Here is a 20,116-nt window from a genome sequence, read left to right on the forward strand (position 1 = left end):
GCTCAACGTTCGACGAAGATCGCAGAACGGGGCAGTGATGCGCAGCACGAGCAGCAACTACCGGACACGCAGGGCCGCCAAATCCGCAGCCGCCCTCCTGGCGGCGGCACTCGCGCTGGCACTCACGGGCTGCGGCGGCAACGACAAGAAGGACAACGGCGGAGGAGGCGGCAAGGAGACCGGCGCCACCGTCACGCTCCCCAAACTGAACGGCGTAAGTCTCGAGGTCGCCGCCGTGTGGACCGGCGCCGAGCAGAAGAACTTCAAGGCGGTGCTCTCGGAGTTCGAGAAGCGCACGGGGGCCAAGGTCACCTTCGTGCCGGCTCAGGACCCGATCATCAACTTCCTCGGTTCGAAGATCGCGGGCGGCAAGCCGCCGGACGTCGCGATGCTTCCGCAGCCCGGCGCCATCAAGCAGGCGGTGGACAAGAGCTGGGCAAAGCCGGTGAACGCCGACGTCCAGTCGGAGCTGGCCAAGAACTACTCACAGGGCTGGCAGGACATCGGGAAGGTGGGCGGCAAGCAGTACGGCGTCTACTACAAGGCCGCCAACAAGTCGCTGATCTGGTACAACGCCAAGGTCTTCGCGAACGCGGGCGCGAAGGAGCCCAAGACCTGGAAGGACCTGCTGACCACCGCGCAGACGGTCTACGACTCCGGCGTCACCCCCTTCTCCGTGGCCGGCGCCGACGGCTGGCCGGGCACCGACTGGTTCGAGAACGTCTATCTGTCGCAGGCCGGACCGGAGAAGTACGACCAGCTCGCCCAGCACAAGATCAAGTGGACGGATCCGTCCGTCAAGCAGGCGCTCACCACTCTCGCCCAGATCTGGGGCAAGAAGGACTACGTCGCGGGCGGCCCGAGCGGTGCGCTGCAGACCTCGTTCACCGACTCCGTCACCAACACCTTCACCGGTGGCGACCAGCCGAAGTCGGCGATGGTGTACGAGGGCGACTTCGTCCAGGTCAACATCGCGCAGACCAAGGCGAAGATCGGCACGGACGCGAAGGTGTTCCCGTTCCCGACCGTCGGTGCCACCGCACCGGTGGTGACCGGCGGTGACGCGGCGGTGATCTTCAAGGACTCCAAGGGCGCGCAGGCACTGACGAAGTTCCTGGCCTCCGAGGACGCAGCGACCATCCAGGCGAAGCTGGGCGGCTACCTCTCGCCGAACAAGAACGTGCCGAACTCGGCGTATCCGAACCAGGTCCAGCAGACGATCGCCAAGGCGCTGATCGACTCGGGCGACAACTTCCGCTTCGACATGTCCGACCAGGCCCCGCAGGCCTTCGGCGGCACGCCGGGCAAGGGCGAGTGGAAGGACCTCCAGGACTTCCTGAAGAACCCGACGGACGTCGCGGGCACGCAGGCGAAGTTGGAGAAGGACGCGGCGGCGGCATACGGCAGCGGGAGCTGATCCGGCCATGACGTCGGCCACGGCGGCAGGGGTGCCACCCACCCCTGCTGCCCCGAAGCGCAAGAGCGTGACCGGCACCCGGAAGACCGTGGCAGCGATGTTCCTGCTGCCCGCGCTGGTGCTGCTCGGCGCGCTCGTGGTCTACCCGATCGGGTACTCGATCGTCCGCAGCTTCTACAACTCCTCCGGCGACGGTTTCGCCGGTTTCGACAACTACAAGGCCCTGTTCACCGACGACGGCATCCGCACCGCCCTGAAGAACAACATCATCTGGGTGGTGTTCGCGCCGACGATCTCGACCGCGCTGGGCCTGATCTTCGCGGTGCTGACCGAACGCGTGCGCTGGGGCACGGCGTTCAAGCTGGTCGTCTTCATGCCGATGGCGATCTCGATGCTGGCGGCGGGCATCATCTTCCGCCTGGTGTACGACCAGGACCCGGAGAAGGGGGTCGCCAACGCGGTGTGGGTGGGCGTCCACGACACGTTCGCCGAGTCCTCGGCGTTCCCCAAGGCGCACCCGGGCCGCCAGTCGCCGCTGACGGCTCAGGGCGGCGGCTTCATCACCAGGACGACGGTCCACACCGGGGATTCGGTCGCCCTTCCCCTTGTCGGCGTCGCCCCCGACCAGATGCCCGGCAGCGCCAAGAAGGCCGTACAGGCGAAGCCGGATCCGGGGAAGATCACCGGCACGGCCTGGCAGGACTTCACGCGCGGCAAGGGCGTCGGCAAGCTCGGCGGGGTCGACCCGTCCGAGCTGGGCTACTCCGGCATGCGGGTCGAGGCCGTCAAGGACGGCAAGGTGGTCGCGTCCGCCAAGGCCGCCGGCGACGGCACGTTCACGCTGCCCGCCAAGGCCGACGGAGCACAGCTGCGGCTGCCGGCGAGCAACTTCAAGGAGCCGTACAACGGCCTGGACTGGCTGGGCCCGTCGCTGGTCACGCCGGCCATCATCGGGTCGTACATCTGGATGTGGGCGGGCTTCGCGATGGTGCTGATCGCGGCCGGGCTCGCGGGGATGCCGCGTGAACTCCTGGAGGCCGCCCGCGTCGACGGGGCGAGCGAGTGGCAGGTGTTCAGAAGGGTCACGGTGCCGCTGCTGGCACCCGTCCTCGCGGTCGTCACGGTCACCCTGATGATCAATGTGCTGAAGATCTTCGACCTGGTCTTCATCATCGCCCCGAACTCCTCCCAGGACGACGCGAACGTGCTCGCCCTGGAGCTGTACCGCAAGGGCTTCTCCGAGGACCAGCCGGGCATCGCGAGCGCCATCGCCGTGTTCCTGCTGTTGCTGGTGATTCCGGTGATGTGGTTCAACGTTCGCCGGCTGAAGCGGGAGGTACGGCGATGACGACGCATGCCGGAAGTCTCAGGAAGGCGGCGCCGCCCGTCACGGCCGTCAGGGCGAAGAGGTCCCTGGGCTCGCGGCTCACCGAGGGGGTCAGCGGTGGTCTGCTGCGGGTGTTCCTCATCATCGTCGGCCTGTTCTGGCTGGTGCCGACCTTCGGTCTGCTCGTCTCCTCGCTGCGGGCCCCGGAGGACATCGGCGCGAACGGCTGGTGGAACGTCTTCTCCAAGCCCTCCTCACTCACCTTCGACAGCTACCAGAAGCTGCTGGAGAACAGCGACATCACCAACTCCCTGGTGAACACGGCGCTGATCACGCTGCCGGCGACGATTCTCGTGGTCGTGATCGGCTCCCTCGCGGGCTATGCGTTCGCCTGGATGGAGTTCCCCGGCCGCGACTGGTGGTTCCTGGGCGTGGTCGGCCTGCTCGTTGTGCCGGTGCAGGTGGCGCTGATTCCGATCGCCGAACTGTTCGGCAAGATCGGCCTGTTCGGGTCCATCTTCGGGGTGATCCTTTTCCACGTCGGCTTCGGTCTGCCGTTCGCGGTGTTCCTGCTGCGGAACTTCTTCGCGGAGATCCCGAGAGAGCTGCTGGAGGCGGCCCGCCTGGACGGCGCGGGCGAACTGCGCCTGTTCTTCCGGGTCGTGATGCCGCTCGGCGGTCCGGCGATCGCGAGCTTGGCGATCTTCCAGTTCCTGTGGGTGTGGAACGACATGCTGGTGGCGTTGGTGTTCACCAACGCCGACAGCCAGCCGATCACGGTCGCCCTGCAGACGCAGGTACGCCAGTTCGGCAACAACGTCGACGTCCTGGCACCCGGCGCGTTCATCTCGATGGTGATCCCGCTGGTCGTGTTCTTCGCGTTCCAGCGGCAGTTCGTCTCCGGGGTCATGGCGGGAGCCGTCAAATAGCCCTGGAGGACAACGTGCTGGAGGGGGCGGGACGTTACGGTCCCGCCCCCTTCCGTTCACCCAGGATCCCCCGTATGCCGCAGGCACCGTAACCAAGTCACTCCATCGGCCGTTCCCGGGCAAGGCCCCGTCGTCCGCGCCGACCCCATGGATGTGCCTTGCCCAGGTTCAGTGTCATCGTCCCCGCGTACCAGGTTCAGGCGTATCTGCACGAATGCCTGGAATCGGTGCTGTCGCAGTCGTATCCCGATCTCGAACTGATCGCGGTCGACGACTGCTCGCCGGACGGAAGCGGCGCGATCATCGACGAGTTCGCGGCCCGCGACCCGCGCGTCCACCCCGTGCACCTGACCGAGAACCAGGGCCTGGGCCGCGCCCGCAACGCGGGCCTGGAGCGGGCGAGCGGCGACTACCTGGTCTTCCTGGACGGGGACGACGCGCTCACCCCGCATGCACTGCGCGCCATCGCCGACCGTCTGAAGGAGACGGGCGAACCGGACGTCGTCGTCTACGACTACGCGCGCACGTTCTGGTCGGGCGAGACCGTCCGCAACGTCGTCGCCGACCAGCTCACCGAGCAGGGCGCGGCCCCCTTCCGCCTGGAGGACCGCCCGGGCCTGCTGAAGCTGCTGATGGTGGCCTGGAACAAGGCGTACCGGCGGGAGTTCATCGAGCGCGAGGGCTTCACCTTCCCGCCCGGCTACTACGAGGACACCCCGTGGACGTTCCCGGTGCTGATGGCCGCGGAGTCCATCACGACCCTCGACCGGGTGTGCGTGCACTACCGGCAGCGCCGCCAGGGCAACATCCTCTCCACCACCAGCCGTAAGCACTTCGACCTCTTCGAACAGTACGACCGTGTCTTCGCGTTCCTCGACGAGCGCCCCGAACTCGCCCGCTGGCGGCCGCTGTTGTTCCGCCGTATGGTCAACCACCTGACGAAGGTGTTCTCCCACCGCGAACGCCTCCCCCGAGGTTCCCGCGCCGATTTCCTGCGCAAGGCCCGCGCCCACTACCGCCGTTACCGCGTGCCCGGCCCGCCCGTCCCGCTGGGCTCCCGCCTCCGCCACACCCTGATCCGCTGGGGCCTGCACCGCACCTACCGCTCACTGCAGCTGGCGGCGGCCCTGCGCCGCAGGACGGTCAAGCTGTGCGTCAAACTCCTGCGCACCGCAAGGGCGACGGCGCTGCGTGTGCACTACCGCATCCAGCTCCGGCTGCCCCTGCGCGCCGACCGCGCCGTCTTCACCACGTACGACGGCCGCGAGCACGGCTGCAACCCGGGCGCCCTGGAGGAGGCCTTCCGCGCCTTCGCGCCGCACGTCCGCACGTCCTGGCTCGCCCGCCCCGGCACGGCCGCCTACTGGACGGCCCTGGCCCGCTCCAAGTACCTCGTCAGCGACACCCGCTTCGAGCCCCGCCTGGTCAAGCGCCGCCGGCAGGTCCTGGTCCAGACCCTGGAGGGCACCCCGCTCGGACACACGGGCCTCGACCTGCAGGAACGCCCGGCCGCGGCGCGTGACCTGGACTTCGAAGGGCTTCTCGACGACGTCGACAAATGGGACTACGTCCTGTCGGCGAACCGCCACTCCACCCTCACCTGGGAGCGGGTCTACCCGGGCAGCTACACCACGCTCGAATACGGCTCCCCGCGGGGCGACGTGTTCCAGAAGGCCACGTCGAACGACGTCATCCGCCTGCGTGAGTCCCTCGGCATCCCCGAGGACAGCGTCGCTATCCTCTACGCCCCCGCCCACCGCGACTACCGCCGCACCCAGCGCTCCCCCCTGGACCTGGAACGCGTCCTGCGCCGCCTGGGCCCCCGCTACGTCGTCCTCGCCCGCACCGAGAGCCCCGTCCCGCAGAGTGCCAGGATCATCGACGTGAGCGGCCACCCCGGCGTCGAGTCCCTCTGCCTGGCCTCGGACGCCCTGCTCACGGACTACTCGTCCCTGATGTTCGACTACGCGGGCCTGGACCGCCCGATCGTGCTCCACTCCGCCGACGACGACCGGGCGGCGTACGAGGCGGCTCGCGGCACCTACTTCGACGTGCGCGCCTTCCCGCCGGGCGCGGTCGCCCGCAGCGAGGACGAGCTGATCGACATCTTCGCCACCGGCCACTGGCGCGGCTCCCGCTCGGCCCAGTTGCGGGCCGCGTTCCGCGAGCGGTTCTGCCCGTACGACGACGGACGCGCCGCCGAGCGTGTCGTACGCCGTGTCGTCCTGGGCCAGACCGACCTGCCGCCGGTGATCCCGCTCGCCGAGCGCCACCCCGTGCCCTCCGCGGCCGCGACCCTCGCGCGCTCCCCGCAGGCGACCGTGCCGCAACCCGGCGGCCCGCTGACCGTCACCGACAGCCTCTGAATGCCGTTCTCACTCCGGGGAGTTCGCATGCCCTCCAGCCCGTCGCGGCCCACACCGAGCCGGCCGTCCACCTGGCGTCCCACAGGCCGGCCGGGACGCCTCCGCTGAGCCGTATCCGGGCCCCGCAAGAACATCGGCAGAAACGACAGAAAGAGCAGCATGCCCCGCTTCAGCATCATCGTCCCGTCCCATGGGGTGGCAGGCCGGCTGTCCCAGGCGCTGGACTCCGTGCTCGCACAGTCCTTCGGCGACTTCGAGCTGATCCCGGTCTGCGACGGCCCCGGCACGCCCGCGGCGGACGTCGTCGACGGGTACGCCGAGCGGGACTCCCGGATGACCACGGTGCACTCGCCCCCCACGGCCGGTCTGTCCGGGGCGCGCAACGCCGGGATGCGGGCGGCGACCGGCACGTATCTGCTGTTCCTCGACTGCGACGACGCCCTCGTCCCCGGCGCCCTGGCGGCCGTGGACGCCCGCCTGGCCGAGACGGGTGACGTGGACGTCCTGTACATGGAGCACGAGCGCGTGCCCTGGTGGGAGGGCGAGCCGACCAACCCGGCCGCGCTGCTCCTGCCGAAGACTCCGGCGGGCGCCTTCTCCCCCGAGGAGGTGCCGCAGCTGACGGGCGTGCAGCTCCCGGCGTGGAGCGCGGCCTACCGCCGGGCCTTCCTGGTCGAGCAGCGCATCGGCTTCCCGGACGGCCACTTCACCGATGTGGGCTTCGGCGGCCTGGTCACGCTGGCAGCGGAGAAGGCCGCGGTGCTGCGCCAGGTCGTCGTACGGCACCTGGCGCGCAGACAGGGCAGCCGGCTCGCCCTCCCCGGGGAGCACCACCTCGAACTCCTCGCCCAGACCGACCTGGTGCTCACCCGCGCCGCGGAACTGGACCTGCCCTGCGAACGGTCGGCCCCGCTGTTCGAGCAGCTCTTCGCGGCCGTGCTGAAGACCGCCGCGCACCCCAGGCGGCTGTCCGGCAGACGCCGCGCCTTCTTCCGGCTGGCGAGCAGGCTGTACCGCCGGCACCGCCCCGTCGGCCACCGGACGCCGCCCGGCAGCCTCGGCCTGCAGCACCGGCTGCTGGCGGCCGGGGCGTACACGGCGTTCCGTGCCCTGCGGGAGGCCAACCAGGCGGCGGTGAAGGCGGCCGAGCGCCTGCCGCGGCCCCACATGGTGCGCACACGCCTGCGGTACGCGCGGAACCTGCGCCGCCCGCTGGACCCCAACCTCGTCGTCTACTGCGCCTATTGGGGCCGCGGCTATGCCTGCAACCCGGCCGCGATCCACGCCAAGGCCCGCGAACTCGCCCCGCACCTGCGCTCGGTGTTCCTCGTCGAACCGGGCCAGGAACACACCATGCCGGAGGGCATCGAGTACGCGGTCATCGGCAGCACGAAGTACTGGGACGTGCTGGCCGCCGCCAAGTACCTCGTCAACAACGCCAACTTCGCGGACGCCGTCGTCAAGCGCCCGGGCAGCGTCCACCTGTCGACCCAGCACGGCACCCCGCTGAAGAAGATGGGCGTCGACCAGGCGACCTATCCCGTCGTGGCCTCGGCGACCGGCAGCTTCGCCAAGCTGCTCGCCCGTATCGACCGCTGGGACTACAACCTCACCTCCAACCGCCATTCCACCGAGATGTGGGAGCGGGCCTACCCCGCCGCGCACGAGACGCTCGAGTACGGCTATCCGCGCAACGACGTGTACTACACGGCGACCGCGGACGACGTGGCCCGTGTCCGGCGGGAGCTCGGGGTCCCCGAGGGCAGGACGGCCGTCCTGTACGCGCCCACCCATCGCGACTACCACACGGGCTTCGAGACGGGCCTGGACCTGGAGGCCTTCTGCGAGGAGGCCGGCGAGGACGTGGTCGTCCTGCTGCGCGCCCACTACTTCTACGACCAGGGCAAGGCGCGGAGCACCGGCCGGATCATCGACGTGACCGCGCACCGCTCCTCCGAGGACGTGTGCCTGGCCGCGGACGCGCTGATCACCGACTACTCGTCGATCATGTTCGACTACGCCAACCTGGACCGGCCCGTCGTGGTGTACGCCGACGACTGGGACGTCTACCGGGAGACCCGTGGCGTCTACTTCGACCTGATGGACCACCCGCCGGGGCCGGTGGCCCGCACGCCCGAGGAGCTGGCCCGGGTCTTTCGTGACGGCTCCTGGGCGGGAGAGGAGTCGACGGCGGCACGGGCCGCCTTCCGTGAGCGGTTCTGCCAGTTCGACGACGGACGCGCCGCCGAGCGGGTCGTGCGCCGGGTGCTGCTGGGCGAGCCGCCCGAGTCGATCCCGCCCGTGATCCCGCTCGCCGAGCGCACCCCGGCCCCGGTCCCCGCCCTTGTGAGGAACTGAAACCCGTGCCCCGCTTCAGCATCATCGTCCCCGTCTTCAAGGTGCAGGGCTTCCTGCGCGAGTGCATCGACTCGGTGCTCGGACAGTCGTATCCCGACTTCGAGGTGATCGCCGTCGACGACCGCTCGCCCGACGGCTGCGGCGCGATCCTCGACGAGTACGCGGCACGCGACGCGCGGGTGCGGGTGCTGCACCTGCCCGAGAACGTCGGTCTCGGCCGGGCCCGCAACGCCGGGCTGGCCGAGGCGCGCGGCGACTACGTCCTCTTCCTCGACAGCGACGACCACTACACGCCGGGCCTCCTCGGCGCGGTCGCCGACCGGCTGAAGTCGGCCGAGGACCCCGACATCCTGGTCTTCGACCACGTACGCACCCACTGGTGGGGCCGGGGCGGCCCGAGCGACGCCTCCGAGCTGCTGGCCGCCGCGGGCCAGGACGTCTTCAGCCTCCGTGAGAGCCCGCAGTACGCCCATCTGTTCCTGGTCGCCTGGAACAAGGCGTACCGGCGTTCCTTCTTCCAGGAGCACGGTCTGCAGTACGCGCCGGGCCTGTACGAGGACGCGCCGGTCACCTACCGCTCGATGGTGCTGGCCGACCGTATCGCCTGCCTCAACCGGATCGGCGTCGAGTACCGGCAGCGCCGGCAGGGCGCGATCACCAAGACGCCGGGGCGCAGGCACTTCGACATCTTTCCGCAGTACGAGGGGCTGTTCGCGTTCCTGGAGGAGCGCGAGGACCTCGCCTGGGCGCGGCCCCTTCTCTTCGAACGGGCCCTGGACCACATGCTGTTCGTGATCGCCCGCGAGGACCGGGTGACCCCTTCGGACCGCTCCGCCTTCTACCGCGAGATGCGCTCCTTCCACCGCCGTCACTGCCCTGAGGACTTCATCCCGCCGGACGGCCCGCGCGGCACCGAGATGCGGCTCCTGGCGAGCTCGCCGTACGTCTCGTACGCGGCACTGCGCGGGGTCCGCGGTCTGCGCAGGATCGCCGGGGCGGGCAAACGGCGTACGGTCGGCAAGGCATCGGCGGCGGCCCAACGCACCTGGTACGCAGCCCAGTCGAGGCTCCCCCTCGATCCGCGCCTGGCCGTCTACTCGGCCACCCACCACGCGGGCGTGCACGGCGACCCGGCCGCGATCCACGCCAAGGCCTGCGAACTCGCGCCGCACATCCGCGGGGTGTGGGTGGTCCGGGAGGACGCGGTGGAGTCGCTGCCGCCCGGCACCGACTTTGTGACGCCGGGCTCGCGGGAGTACCACGCGGTCATGGCGCGGGCCACGTACTGGGTGAACAACGTCAACTGGCCGGGCTCCCTGGTCAAACGCCCCGGCCAGGTCCATGTGCACACCCACCAGGGCACACCGCTCAAGTACATGGGTGCCGACCTGCTGACCAAGCCGGGTGCCCGGCACGGTTTCAGCGTGCCGAAGATGCTGCACCGCGCCGACCGCTGGGATCTGAGCCTGGTCGCCAACCGGCACTCCGAGCTGGTGTGGGACCGGGCGTACCCCTGCCACTTCACCTCGCTGCGGTCGGGCAGTCCGCGCAACGACGTGCTGGTCGCTCCGCCTGCGGAGCACGCCGAGGCCGTGCGGGCGCGGCTCGGCATCCCCGCCGGGAACACCGTCGTACTGTATGCGCCGACCCGCCGCGAGTACCGCCGGGGCGGGCACGTCGACCGGATCGACCTGGCCCGGTTCGCCGCGGACCTCGGTGCCGGGCACACCCTCGTCGTACGTCTGCACCCGACCCTCGCCACCGGCACGGCGCGCGGGCTCGGCCTCGCCGATCTGCACGCGCGCGGTGTGCTCGTCGACGCGACGGACGAGCCGCACGTCGAGGACCTGATGCTCGCCTCCGACGTGCTGGTCACCGACTATTCGGCCCTGATGTTCGACTACGCCAACCTGGATCGGCCGATCGTGATCCACGCCGACGACTGGGGTGCGTACGCGGCGAGCCGGGGCGCCTACTTCGACATCACCGCCGAGGCGCCGGGCCATGTGTCACGCTCCTACCGGGAGCTGGCCTGGCTGTTCGCCTCGGACACCTGGCGGGACGAGGAGTCCGCGGGCCTCAGGGCCGCCTTCCGGCAGCAGTTCTGCGAGTTCGACGACGGACGGGCCGCCGAGCGGGTCGTACGGACGGTGCTGCTGGGCGAGAAGACGCCGGCGCCGCAGGCGGCCCCTGTGGTGCCCGCTCCTGCGGCGGAGCGGGCTCACTCGCTGAGCTGAGGGTTACTCGATGACGAGGTCGACGTCGACGTTCCCGCGGGTCGCGTTGGAGTAGGGGCACACCTGGTGGGCGGTCTCGACCAGCTTGCGGCCGGTCGCCTCGTCCACGGTGTCCGGCAGCTCGATGCGGAGGGTGACCTTGAGTCCGAAGCCCTCGCCCTGCTTGCCTATGCCCACCTCGGCGGTCACCGCGGCGTCGCTGACGTCGACCTTCGCCTGGCGGCCGACGAGGCCGAGGGCGCTGCCGAAGCAGGCCGCGTAACCGGCGGCGAACAGCTGCTCGGGGTTGGTGCCCTCGCCGTTGCCGCCCAGCTCCACCGGCGGGGCCAGCTTGACGTCGACCTTGCCGTCGTTGGTGAAGGCGCGACCGTCGCGGCCGTGGGTGGCGGTGGCGACAGCGGTGTAGAGCGCGTCCATGGATGACCATCCCTCTCGGAGTCATGTTCCGGCGGCTTCTGGAGGCCGCCTCACGACCACAAGTAGAGCACACAATTCAATTGCGCACAACTAAATGGCTCGCAAGAGCTATCCTGGATGCATGACCACCGCGCCCGACACCCCGACCACCGACTGGCTCCGCCTCGACCAGCAGATCTGCTTCTCCCTGAACGCCGCCTCGCGTGCCTTCGGCGGCGTCTACCGGGTGATCCTCAAGGACCTCGGAATCACCTACCCGCAGTACCTGGTGATGCTGCTGCTGTGGGAGCACGGCGATCTGCCGGTCAAGAAGCTGGGCGAACACCTGCGACTGGACTCCGGCACCCTGTCCCCGCTGCTCAAGCGGCTGGAGGCGGCCGGTCTGGTACGGCGGGAACGCAGCGCCCGCGACGAACGCTCGGTGGAGGTGCGGCTGACCGAGGAGGGCGCCGCCCTGCGCGATCAGGCTGTTCAGGTACCGCGCCGGATCGTCGCGGCCACGGGCTTCGACGTGGACGAGATCCGTCAGCTGCGGTCCCGGCTCGACGAGCTCACCTCGGCGCTGGACGCGGCCACCGCGGCGGAGGCGGAGACGGCGGGGCGGCGGACGTAGAGGAGGAAGGTCACCCGGCCGCTGACGTATCTCTCCCGGGCGATGAACTGCTCCTCCACGACCGCGAGTTTGACGCGCTCGGTCGGGTTCGCGGGCAGCAGCCCCGAGCTCAGGAGCCTCGACTGGCCGACGACCCAGATCCGGTCCACACCGGCCAGTTTGTGCCGCAGCTCCTCCGGCGTGGTCTCGATGCCGCTCAGCGTCCCGGACCGGGGCCCGGACTCCCGCAACGCGATGTCCCGGGCCTTGCGGAACGCCTTCGGATAGGTCAGCGCCGTCAGTCGCCAGTTCGACGGCAGGAACAGCACCGGATCGCCGGGACGGATGTCGCGGGCGGCCCGCGCGGCGACGGCACCGAGGTTCTCGGGGCGGTGCGCCGGGGAGCGGTCCTGGCGGTAGAGCGGTAGGCACTGGACGAAGGCGAGGGCGACGGCGAGGACACCGGTGAGGGTGCCCAGCGCTCCGCGGGAAGGGCCGGGATGGGTCGTGCTTTGTCTGCGGCGCCGTCTTGGCTGGTCGCGCCCCGCGGCGGAGCCGCTCATCGGCCGTGACATTAGCCGCTCCCGCGGCGGGGCCCCGCGCCCCTTAGGGGCGCTGCCGCACCCCAGCGAACTTCGCCGTGCCTGCTTGAGCCACAGGTGCGCCAGGGCCGCGGCCAGCCGGTCGGCGCCGGCGGCGGCCAGCAGCGGCGCCCCCGCCAGCGCGTACAGCACATACCGTTCGTGGTACAGCGGCCGGATCTGCGACACGGCGATCAGGAGCGCCGGGGGCAGCACGAGCAGCGGGAGCGCGACCGCCGCCAGTCGGCCCGCCCAGAGCCCCAGCACCATCAGCGCGACGGCCACCCAGAACACCACCCCGTCCGGGGCGACGACGAAGTCCCGCACCAGCAGCCCGGCCTGGTCCCACCCGGGTGTCACCAGCCACCCCACCTGCCCCGACTGCTCCTGCGACACCCACACCAAGGGCAGCAGAACGGCCCCCACCAGCCCCGCCGCCCGCCCCCAGCCCAGCCATACGGCCCTGGGCACCCGCATGAGCGCCAGCGTCAGCGCATGCGCGCACAGCACCAGGACGACCAGTTCGTGCAGCAGAGAGGTCACGGCGAGGACGCCGCCGTACCACCACCAACCGCGCCGCGACCGTCCCTCCACCGTGCGCACCAGCAGCAGTGTCGCCGCCGCCACGCCCGCCGCGACGAGTGCGTACGAGCGCCCTTCCTGTGCGTAGTGGCCGGTCAGCGGGGTGACCGCGTACAGCAGACCGGCCCACAGCCCGACCCGCGGCCGGACCAGCCGTACACCGAGAGCCGCGACCAGGCCGGCGGTCGCGGCGGCCCCGAACACGGACGGGAGCCGGAGGACGACCTCACCGGGGTGGACGGCGAGGACGACGTGCATGAACAGGTAGTACAGGCCGTGCACGGCGTCCAGGCCGTGCAGCAGCTGCCAGATCTGCGGCACCGTGCGCCGCCCGACCAGGAAGGTGACGCTCTCGTCACCCCACATGCCGCCGCGGTCGAGCCCCCAGAGACCGATCACGAGTATGACGACGGCGGGCACCGCCACGGCCACGATCTCCGCACGCACCCACCGACGGTTCGCCCGCCCCTCGTCCTCGCTCAGCACACGGCTGATTTTGTGCGGTAGGCGGGCTCTTACCGAGGATTGACGGTGTATTAGCAGTCATACACCATTCGCCCGGCTTACGATCCGCCGTGATGAACGCCGTGACGAAAGCCGTGACAACCACCGCCGGAACACGCCGGCTCCTCGCCGTTACCGCCGCCTGGCTCGCCACCCGGGCTCTGATGCTGTGGCTGCTCGCACACAACGCGGCGCCCCGGCTCGGCAGGGGCTCGGTCGCACGGGAGGTGTGGCACCTTTACCACGACTGGTACGGCATCCTCGCGCACGGCGCCTTTCCCGCGCACGACCCGCTGTGGCAGTACCCACCGGGGGCCGGCGCGGTGCTGCTGTCGCCCGCGCTGCTGCCGGGCCTGACGTACTTCCAGGCGTTCGTCGTCCTCACCCTCGCCGCCGACGCGGCGATCACGCTGGCGCTGGCCCTCGCGGGCAACCGCCCCGGCCGCACGCTCCTCGGGGCCACGATGTGGGTGGGCGGCCTCCCTCTCCTCCTGCACCTCCCGCTCGCCCGCTACGACGTGCAGGTCACCGCCCTCGCCGTCATCTCCCTGTTGACGTTGCCGCGCTCCACGCGCGCGTGCGGGGTGTTCGCGGCGCTCGGCGCCCTGGTGAAGGTGTGGCCGGCGCTGGTGCTGCTGGGCACACCGAGGGGGCGTACGACGCGTTCGGCGTGGGCGTGGGCCGCCGTCACCGGGGCCGGGTCGCTCGCGGTCCTCGCGGCGCTGTTCGCCAACCCCTTCGCCTTCCTGCGCCAGCAGGGCGGGCGGGGCGTGCAGATCGAGTCGCTCGGCGGCACGGCGCTCGCCTTCGCGACACACGCCGGGTGGCCGGGGAAGGTGCGCTACCAGTACGGCGCCATGGAGTTCACGGGCCCGTACGTGCGGACCGTCGCGCAGGTGTCCCTCGCGCTCACGGCGGTCGCCTTCGGGCTGCTGCTCCTGTGGCGGCTGCGGGCCCGACGCTGGACGCCCGCGACGCCGTACGACGCCGCACTGAGCGCCGTCCTGCTGTTCACCGTCACCAGCCGGGTGATCAGTCCGCAGTACATGATCTGGCTGCTGGGCCTGGCCGCCGTGTGCCTGACCTCGCGGCACACCGTGCAGCGCCCGGTGGCCGCCCTGGTGCTGGCCGCGACCGCGCTCAGCGCCGTCGCCTATCCGCTCTTCTACGGCCAGGTCATCGCCTGCACCTGGCCGGGCTGCGCGCTGATGCTCGCCCGCAACGGGCTGCTCGCCGCGGCCGCCGTACTGTCCCTCGTCCGGCTGTGGCGCTCCACCCGCCCCGCACCCGCGACTCCCGCACCCACGCGCGAACCGGACCCGGTCACCCGCCGCCTTCCCCAGCACTCCGGGGCATAGAAGGTGCCGACGGCGCGGGACTCCACCGCCTGCTTCACTGATACCGCACCACCACGGGCCAACTGACGAAGGGGACGGCCGCACATGACCTGGCTGATCACCGGCGGCGCCGGATACATCGGGGCGCACGTCGTCCGGGCGATGATCGAGGCGGGCGAGCGGACCGTGGTGTACGACGACCTGTCGACGGGCATCGCCGAGCGCGTGCCGCGGGGTGTGCAGCTGGTGGTGGGGTCGACGCTGGACGGCGAGCGCGTCGCCCGCGCCCTCACGGTCCACGACGTCAGCGGGGTCATCCACCTGGCGGCGAAGAAGCAGGTGGGCGAGTCCGTGGACCTGCCGCTGCACTACTACCGGGAGAACGTCGAGGGCCTGCGCGTCCTCCTGGAGGCGGTGGCGGCAGCCGGCGTCCCGTCCTTCGTCTTCTCGTCCTCAGCGGCGGTGTACGGCATGCCGGACGTGGAGCTGGTGACGGAGGAAACGCCCTGCCTGCCCATGTCGCCGTACGGCGAGACGAAGCTGGTCGGCGAGTGGCTGGTCCGCGCGACGGCCCGCGCGACAGGCCTCTCCACGGCCTCCCTGCGCTACTTCAACGTGGCGGGCGCCGCGACCCCCGAACTCGCGGACACCGGCGTCTACAACCTGATCCCGATGGTCTTCGAGAAGCTCACCGACAACGCACCCCCGCGCATCTTCGGCGACGACTACGAAACCCCTGACGGGACCTGCGTCCGCGACTACATCCACGTAGTGGACCTGGCCGAAGCCCACGTAGCGGCCGCCCGCACGCTCCAGTCCTCACCGGGCCGCCACCTCACCCTCAACATCGGCCGCGGCGAGGGCGTCTCCGTCCGCGAAATGATCGACCGCATCAACGCCATCACCGGCTACGACCGCCCCCCGACGACCACCCCCCGCCGCCCGGGCGACCCGGCCCGGGTAGTCGCCTCCGCCGACCGCGCCGCCACCGAACTGGGCTGGAAGGCCAAGCACGACGTCGAAGACATGATCACGTCGGCCTGGGAGGGCTGGGTACGGGTACATCCGGAGGCGGCGCGGGGCTAGCCTGCCCGGGTGATCACCGCTACCGACCGCGCCCTGGGCACCGTCATCGGCTCCGCCGTGGGTGACGCCCTGGGCGCCCCGTTCGAGTTCGGCCCGGAGGGAGCCTTCTCAGCCCGCTTTCCCGAGCCGGGACAGGGCGGCGAGATGTGCGGGGGCGGTGGCTGGGACCCCGGCGAGGCGACCGACGACACGCAGATGGCGGTCCTCGTCGCCGAGTCGCTGCTGGAGCACGGCGGCCTCGAACTCCCGGACGTCTTCGGCAGATTCCGGCGCTGGGCGGCTGCCGACCCGAAGGACATCGGCCTGCAGACAGAAGCCGTACTGAGCAGCGGCGACCCTTGGGACCTGGCCGCTGCCCTGCACTTCCAGGCCAGCCAACGAGCCGCCGGCAACGGGGCCTTGATGCGGGCGGCCACCTCCGCCGTGTACTTCGCGGACGCGGGCCGGGACGCCACGATGGACGCCGCCCGCCGCCTCGCGGCTCTCACCCACGGGGACCGGGCGGCCTGGGAGGGCACCGCGGTCTTCCACGAGTTGGTGCGTGTCGCCCTGGCCGGCGGCGACCCGATCGCCGCCGTCCCCGACACGCTCGCGGCGGTCCACGCCGACCACCGGGCCCGCTATGCCGCCGTACTCGCCCACGACTGGCACCCCGACCTAGCGACGGAATTCAACGGAGCCGTCTGGCCCTGCCTCGCCTCCGCCGTCTGGGCCCTGCGCACCACCCGGTCCTACGAGTCCGCCGTACGCGCCGCCATCGACCTGGGCGGCGACACGGACACCGTCGCCGCAGTGACCGGCGGGCTCGCGGGAGCCGTGTACGGCATGAGCGCGATACCCGAACGCTGGACCGCCCCGCTGCACGTACCCCTGCCCGGCTTCGGCGGACGGGTCCTGCGCACCCCGGAGTTGACGACCCTCGCACGGTGGCTGCACGGCCGGGAAGTCTGAGCTACCGGTTGTTCAGGTACGTCAGTACGGCCAGCACCCGGCGATGTCCGCTGTCGCTCGGGGGCAGGCCCAGTTTGAGGAAGACGTTGCCGATGTGTTTGTGGACCGCGCGTTCGGTGACGACGAGGGTCTTGGCGATCGTCGCGTTGTCGTGGCCCTCGGCCATCAGTTTCAGCACCTCGCGCTCGCGCGGGGTGAGGGAGTCGAGCGGCGAGTCCTTGCGGCGGGTGAGGAGTTCGGTGACGACCTCGGGGTCGAGCGCCGTACCGCCGGTGGCAACCCGCTCCAGTGCGTCGAGGAACTCGTCGACCCGGCCGACCCGGTCCTTGAGCAGATAGCCGAGCCCGCTCGCGCCCCCGGTCAGCAGTTCGGCGGCATACGACTCCTCGACGTACTGCGAGAGCACCAGCACCGGCAGCCCGGGGAGCTGTGCGCGTGCCTCGAGCGCCGCGCGCAGGCCCTCGTCACGGAAGCCGGGCGGCATGCGCACATCGAGCACGGCGGCGTCGGGACGGTGCTCCAGGAGTGCGGGCAGGACTTCGGGCCCGGTGCCGGCGACGGCCACGACCTCGTGCCCGGCGGACGTCAGCAGGAGGACGAGGCCCTCGCGCAGCAGGGCGTTGTCCTCGGCGATCACGACTCTCACGGCAGTTCCGCCTCAACTCCGGCCACCGCGGGCGGCGACTCGCTCTCGGCCACCGGCGGCCGGCGACCGCAGCATACTCAGAGCGCCTTGAGGGCCTCCGCGGTGGCCCGCGCCAGCGCCGCCAGGTAGTCCTTCGGCAGCTTCGGGCTGCGGATCACCACCGAGCGCCAGTAGAGGGGCCCGGAGATCAGGTCGAGCGCCAGATCCTCGTCCAGCTCCCCGTTGATCTCACCTCGCTGCGCCGCCGCCACGATGATCTTGAGGGCCACACCTTCCTGCCCCTCGCGCAGGGTCTTCTGCATGGCCTCGGCGATCTCCGGGTTGCGGGCCGCCTCGGCCTGCAGGTCCGGGATGATCTGCGAGGCCACCGGGTGCCGCAGGGCGCGCGAGGTGACCTCGTACAGCAGCCGCAGATCGCCCTCCAGGGAACCCGTGTCCGGCGTCGGCAGGCCCAGCACCGCGATCGCCGATACGACGTCGAGGACCAGGTGCAGCTTGGAGCGCCAGCGGCGGTAGACCGCGGTCTTGCCGACGCCCGCGCGGCGCGCGATCCCCTCGATGGACATCCGCGCATAGCCGACGGCCGCGAGCTCCTCGAAGACGGCCGCACGGATGGCTTCCGTCACATCCTCCCGGAGTACGGCCGCCCCGGCGGGGGTCCGGCGGCGCGGACGCGTCTGGGGCTCGTCGGCGTTCGTCGTCATGCGGACCAGCATAGGGCGTTGCGACGAAACGGTTGCGTCCTGACGCGGGAGGCGTTGCGACGAAACGGTGGCGTCCCGACGGCCTTGCCTACGAACACGTTACGACGAAACGGTTGCGTTCCGACGCCAATTCGTCCTACGCTCACGTTGCGACGATACGGTCCCGTCCCGACGTAAGAGAACGTGAAGAGAAGCGTAAGGAAACGCCGGGCAACGGGCCGTCCGGCCGACGGGCCGGACGACGCCAGCACCCCCTCCCCCCGAGTGAAAGCAGCGGATGTGAGCCAGGTCCTCGACACACCGCCCCCGACGCCGGCCCCGGCCGACGACGACCTCGCGGCCCTCGCCGCCCGCCACGGCCTCTCGGTCAGCGGCGCCCGCCCCTCCCTGCCCGAGTACGTCCGGCAGCTGTGGGCCCGACGCCACTTCATCACCGCCTTCGCCACCGCCAAGCTCACCGCCCAGTACAGCCAGGCGAAGCTCGGCCAGGTCTGGCAGGTCATGACCCCGCTGCTGAACGCGGCGGTCTACTACTTCATCTTCGGTGTCCTGCTCGGCACCAAGCGGCACGTGCCGGACTACATCCCGTTCCTGGTCACGGGCGTGTTCATCTGGACGTTCACCCAGAGCTCGATCATGGCGGGCACCCGCGCGATCTCCGGCAACCTCGGCCTGGTCCGGGCACTGCACTTCCCGCGGGCCGCGCTGCCGATCTCCTTCTGCCTCCAGCAGCTGCAGCAGCTGCTGTTCTCGATGGCCGCGCTGGTCGTCATCCTGCTCTGCTTCGGCGTGCCGCTCGCGTTCTCCTGGTTGCTGGCGTTCCCAGTGCTGGTCCTGCAGTTCACCTTCAACACCGGCATCTCGATGATCATGGCCCGGATGGGCGCCAAAACCCCGGACATCGCCCAGCTGATGCCTTTCGTCCTGCGCACCTGGATGTATGTGTCCGGCGTGATGTGGAGCATCGACAAGCTGGCCGGCAAGCACAGCAACCTGCCGAGCTGGGTGGAGCCGGTGCTCCAGGCCCAGCCGGCCGCGGTCTACATCGACCTGATGCGCTACGCCCTGATCGACAGCTTCCACGCCCACCAGCTGCCGCCCCATGTGTGGGCGTTCGCAGCCGGCTGGGCCCTGCTCGCCGGAGTCGGCGGCTTCATCTACTTCTGGAAGGCTGAGGAGACGTACGGCCGTGGCTGACACCATCGAACGCATCCCCACCGTCGTCGTCGACGGCGTCGACATCGTCTACCGGGTCAACGGCACCGGCGCCGGACGCGGCTCCGCGACCGCCGCCCTCAACCGCATGCTGCGCCGCCAGCAGGCCGAGAAGGCGGCCGGCGTACGCACGGTGCACGCCGTCAAGAACGTGTCCTTCGTCGCGTACAAGGGCGAGGCGGTCGGCCTGATCGGCACCAACGGCTCCGGCAAGTCGACCCTGCTGAAGGCGATCGCGGGCCTGCTGCCGGTCGAGAACGGCCATATCTACACCGACGGCCAGCCCTCCCTCCTCGGCGTCAACGCGGCCCTGATGGGCGACCTGACCGGCGAGAAGAACGTCTACCTCGGCGGCCTCGCCATGGGCATGTCCCGCGAGGAGATCAAGGAGCGCTACGAGAGCATCGTCGACTTCTCCGGCATCAACGAGAAGGGCGACTTCATCACCCTCCCCATGCGGACGTACTCCTCCGGCATGGGCGCCCGCCTGCGCTTCTCCATCGCCGCAGCCAAGGACCACGACGTGCTCCTCATCGACGAGGCACTCGCCACCGGCGACCGGTCCTTCCAGAAGCGCTCCGAGGGACGCATCCGCGAACTGCGCCAGCAGGCGGGCACGGTGTTCCTGGTCAGCCACAACAACAAGTCCATCCGCGACACCTGCGAACGCGTGCTGTGGCTGGAGCGCGGCGAACTGCGCATGGACGGCCCGACCGAGGAAGTCATGGCGGCGTACGAGGAGTTCACCGGCGGCGCCGACAAGGACAAGCCGAAGGCACAGCCCAAGGTCGCGGTCGCCGCCTCCTGAGTCCCTGCCCTTGGCCCTCTGACGACGACGGGGCGCCCCGAGCCGATGAGCTCGGGGCG

Annotated in this window: 16 protein-coding genes; 12 read left to right on the top strand and 4 right to left on the bottom strand. The window is 70.6% G+C overall.

Translation table 11 applies throughout. The features are described 5' to 3' along the window. Positions 1-37: 37 nt before the first annotated feature. The 6 genes from EDD92_RS19310 (at position 38) to EDD92_RS19335 (ending at position 10,634) form a co-directional block, all read left to right on the top strand. Positions 38-1,417 (top strand): ABC transporter substrate-binding protein, encoded by a 1,380-nt coding sequence (locus EDD92_RS19310; protein ID WP_123965479.1) that lies wholly within the window; start codon positions 38-40, stop codon positions 1,415-1,417. A gap of 7 nt (positions 1,418-1,424) precedes the next feature. After that, positions 1,425-2,765, top strand: coding sequence for a carbohydrate ABC transporter permease (locus EDD92_RS19315; protein ID WP_123965480.1), 1,341 nt, complete (start codon positions 1,425-1,427; stop codon positions 2,763-2,765). Continuing rightward, positions 2,762-3,673, top strand: coding sequence for a carbohydrate ABC transporter permease (locus EDD92_RS19320; protein WP_123965481.1), 912 nt, complete (start codon positions 2,762-2,764; stop codon positions 3,671-3,673). The genes EDD92_RS19315 and EDD92_RS19320 overlap by 4 nt, the downstream gene beginning before the upstream one ends. Before the next feature lie 158 nt (positions 3,674-3,831). Further along, positions 3,832-6,039: a bifunctional glycosyltransferase family 2 protein/CDP-glycerol:glycerophosphate glycerophosphotransferase gene (locus EDD92_RS19325; protein WP_123965482.1), complete on the top strand. Its 2,208-nt coding sequence runs from the start codon at positions 3,832-3,834 to the stop codon at positions 6,037-6,039. A 159-nt stretch (positions 6,040-6,198) separates the two neighbouring features. Further along, positions 6,199-8,397, top strand: a complete 2,199-nt coding sequence (locus EDD92_RS19330; protein ID WP_123965483.1) for a CDP-glycerol glycerophosphotransferase family protein — start codon at positions 6,199-6,201, stop codon at positions 8,395-8,397. 5 nt (positions 8,398-8,402) lie between these two features. Beyond that, positions 8,403-10,634: a bifunctional glycosyltransferase family 2 protein/CDP-glycerol:glycerophosphate glycerophosphotransferase gene (locus tag EDD92_RS19335; protein ID WP_123965484.1), complete on the top strand. Its 2,232-nt coding sequence runs from the start codon at positions 8,403-8,405 to the stop codon at positions 10,632-10,634. Positions 10,635-10,637: 3 nt separating this feature from the next. Here the strand turns inward: EDD92_RS19335 and EDD92_RS19340 are convergent, their stop codons facing one another. Then, positions 10,638-11,051, bottom strand: coding sequence for an organic hydroperoxide resistance protein (locus EDD92_RS19340; RefSeq protein WP_123965485.1), 414 nt, complete (start codon positions 11,049-11,051; stop codon positions 10,638-10,640). Between the two features lie 121 nt (positions 11,052-11,172). Here EDD92_RS19340 and EDD92_RS19345 point away from each other — a divergent pair, with 121 nt between their 5' ends. Further along, complete coding sequence (locus EDD92_RS19345; protein ID WP_123965486.1) at positions 11,173-11,664, top strand: MarR family winged helix-turn-helix transcriptional regulator; 492 nt, start codon at positions 11,173-11,175, stop codon at positions 11,662-11,664. Here EDD92_RS19345 and EDD92_RS51170 read toward each other — a convergent pair. Next, positions 11,577-13,172 carry a glycosyltransferase family 39 protein gene (locus tag EDD92_RS51170; RefSeq protein WP_260327316.1) on the bottom strand — a complete coding sequence of 532 codons (1,596 nt, stop codon included), beginning with the start codon at positions 13,170-13,172 and terminating at the stop codon, positions 11,577-11,579. The genes EDD92_RS19345 and EDD92_RS51170 overlap by 88 nt on opposite strands. A 212-nt stretch (positions 13,173-13,384) precedes the next feature. Here EDD92_RS51170 and EDD92_RS19360 point away from each other — a divergent pair, with 212 nt between their 5' ends. The 3 genes from EDD92_RS19360 to EDD92_RS19370 all read left to right on the top strand — a co-directional run bounded on the left by EDD92_RS19360 (position 13,385) and on the right by EDD92_RS19370 (position 16,684). Beyond that, the gene (locus EDD92_RS19360) at positions 13,385-14,668 is read left to right on the top strand and encodes a glycosyltransferase family 87 protein (RefSeq protein WP_123965487.1); all 1,284 of its coding nucleotides are present in this window, start codon (positions 13,385-13,387) and stop codon (positions 14,666-14,668) included. Between the two features lie 84 nt (positions 14,669-14,752). Beyond that, positions 14,753-15,733 (top strand): UDP-glucose 4-epimerase GalE, encoded by a 981-nt coding sequence (gene galE, locus EDD92_RS19365; protein WP_123965488.1) that lies wholly within the window; start codon positions 14,753-14,755, stop codon positions 15,731-15,733. A 9-nt stretch (positions 15,734-15,742) separates the two neighbouring features. Continuing rightward, positions 15,743-16,684 carry an ADP-ribosylglycohydrolase family protein gene (locus EDD92_RS19370; RefSeq protein WP_185124064.1) on the top strand — a complete coding sequence of 314 codons (942 nt, stop codon included), beginning with the start codon at positions 15,743-15,745 and terminating at the stop codon, positions 16,682-16,684. A 1-nt stretch (position 16,685) separates the two neighbouring features. On the opposite strand, the gene EDD92_RS19375 is transcribed toward EDD92_RS19370, so the two are convergent. Both EDD92_RS19375 and EDD92_RS19380 read right to left on the bottom strand, forming a co-directional pair. Next, positions 16,686-17,330 carry a response regulator transcription factor gene (locus EDD92_RS19375; RefSeq protein WP_123965489.1) on the bottom strand — a complete coding sequence of 215 codons (645 nt, stop codon included), beginning with the start codon at positions 17,328-17,330 and terminating at the stop codon, positions 16,686-16,688. A 77-nt stretch (positions 17,331-17,407) separates the two neighbouring features. Continuing rightward, entirely contained in the window at positions 17,408-18,034 is a 627-nt protein-coding gene (locus EDD92_RS19380) for a TetR/AcrR family transcriptional regulator (RefSeq protein WP_123965490.1), read from the bottom strand. Positions 18,035-18,313: 279 nt separating this feature from the next. Between EDD92_RS19380 and EDD92_RS19385 the strand changes: the two genes are divergently transcribed. Further along, positions 18,314-19,231, top strand: coding sequence for an ABC transporter permease (locus EDD92_RS19385; protein ID WP_123965491.1), 918 nt, complete (start codon positions 18,314-18,316; stop codon positions 19,229-19,231). Further along, a complete protein-coding gene (locus EDD92_RS19390; protein WP_399185428.1) occupies positions 19,206-20,057 on the top strand; it encodes an ABC transporter ATP-binding protein in 852 nt (283 codons plus the stop codon). Before EDD92_RS19385 ends, EDD92_RS19390 begins: the two co-directional genes overlap by 26 nt. Positions 20,058-20,116 lie beyond the last annotated feature (59 nt).

The sequence above is a fragment of the Streptomyces sp. TLI_185 genome (assembly GCF_003814765.1).
Classification (GTDB): Bacteria; Actinomycetota; Actinomycetes; order Streptomycetales; family Streptomycetaceae; genus Streptomyces.

Bases quoted from the DNA above. Each gene is read 5' to 3' on its own strand.
- EDD92_RS19310 (WP_123965479.1), top strand. From the start codon at position 38: ATGCGCAGCACGAGCAGCAACTACCGGACACGCAGGGCCGCCAAATCC.
- EDD92_RS19315 (WP_123965480.1), top strand. From the start codon at position 1,425: ATGACGTCGGCCACGGCGGCAGGGGTGCCACCCACCCCTGCTGCCCCG.
- EDD92_RS19320 (WP_123965481.1), top strand. From the start codon at position 2,762: ATGACGACGCATGCCGGAAGTCTCAGGAAGGCGGCGCCGCCCGTCACG.
- EDD92_RS19330 (WP_123965483.1), top strand. From the start codon at position 6,199: ATGCCCCGCTTCAGCATCATCGTCCCGTCCCATGGGGTGGCAGGCCGG.
- EDD92_RS19340 (WP_123965485.1), bottom strand. From the start codon at position 11,051: ATGGACGCGCTCTACACCGCTGTCGCCACCGCCACCCACGGCCGCGAC.
- EDD92_RS19345 (WP_123965486.1), top strand. From the start codon at position 11,173: ATGACCACCGCGCCCGACACCCCGACCACCGACTGGCTCCGCCTCGAC.
- EDD92_RS51170 (WP_260327316.1), bottom strand. From the start codon at position 13,172: ATGTGGGGTGACGAGAGCGTCACCTTCCTGGTCGGGCGGCGCACGGTG.
- EDD92_RS19360 (WP_123965487.1), top strand. From the start codon at position 13,385: ATGAACGCCGTGACGAAAGCCGTGACAACCACCGCCGGAACACGCCGG.
- galE (WP_123965488.1), top strand. From the start codon at position 14,753: ATGACCTGGCTGATCACCGGCGGCGCCGGATACATCGGGGCGCACGTC.
- EDD92_RS19380 (WP_123965490.1), bottom strand. From the start codon at position 18,034: ATGACGACGAACGCCGACGAGCCCCAGACGCGTCCGCGCCGCCGGACC.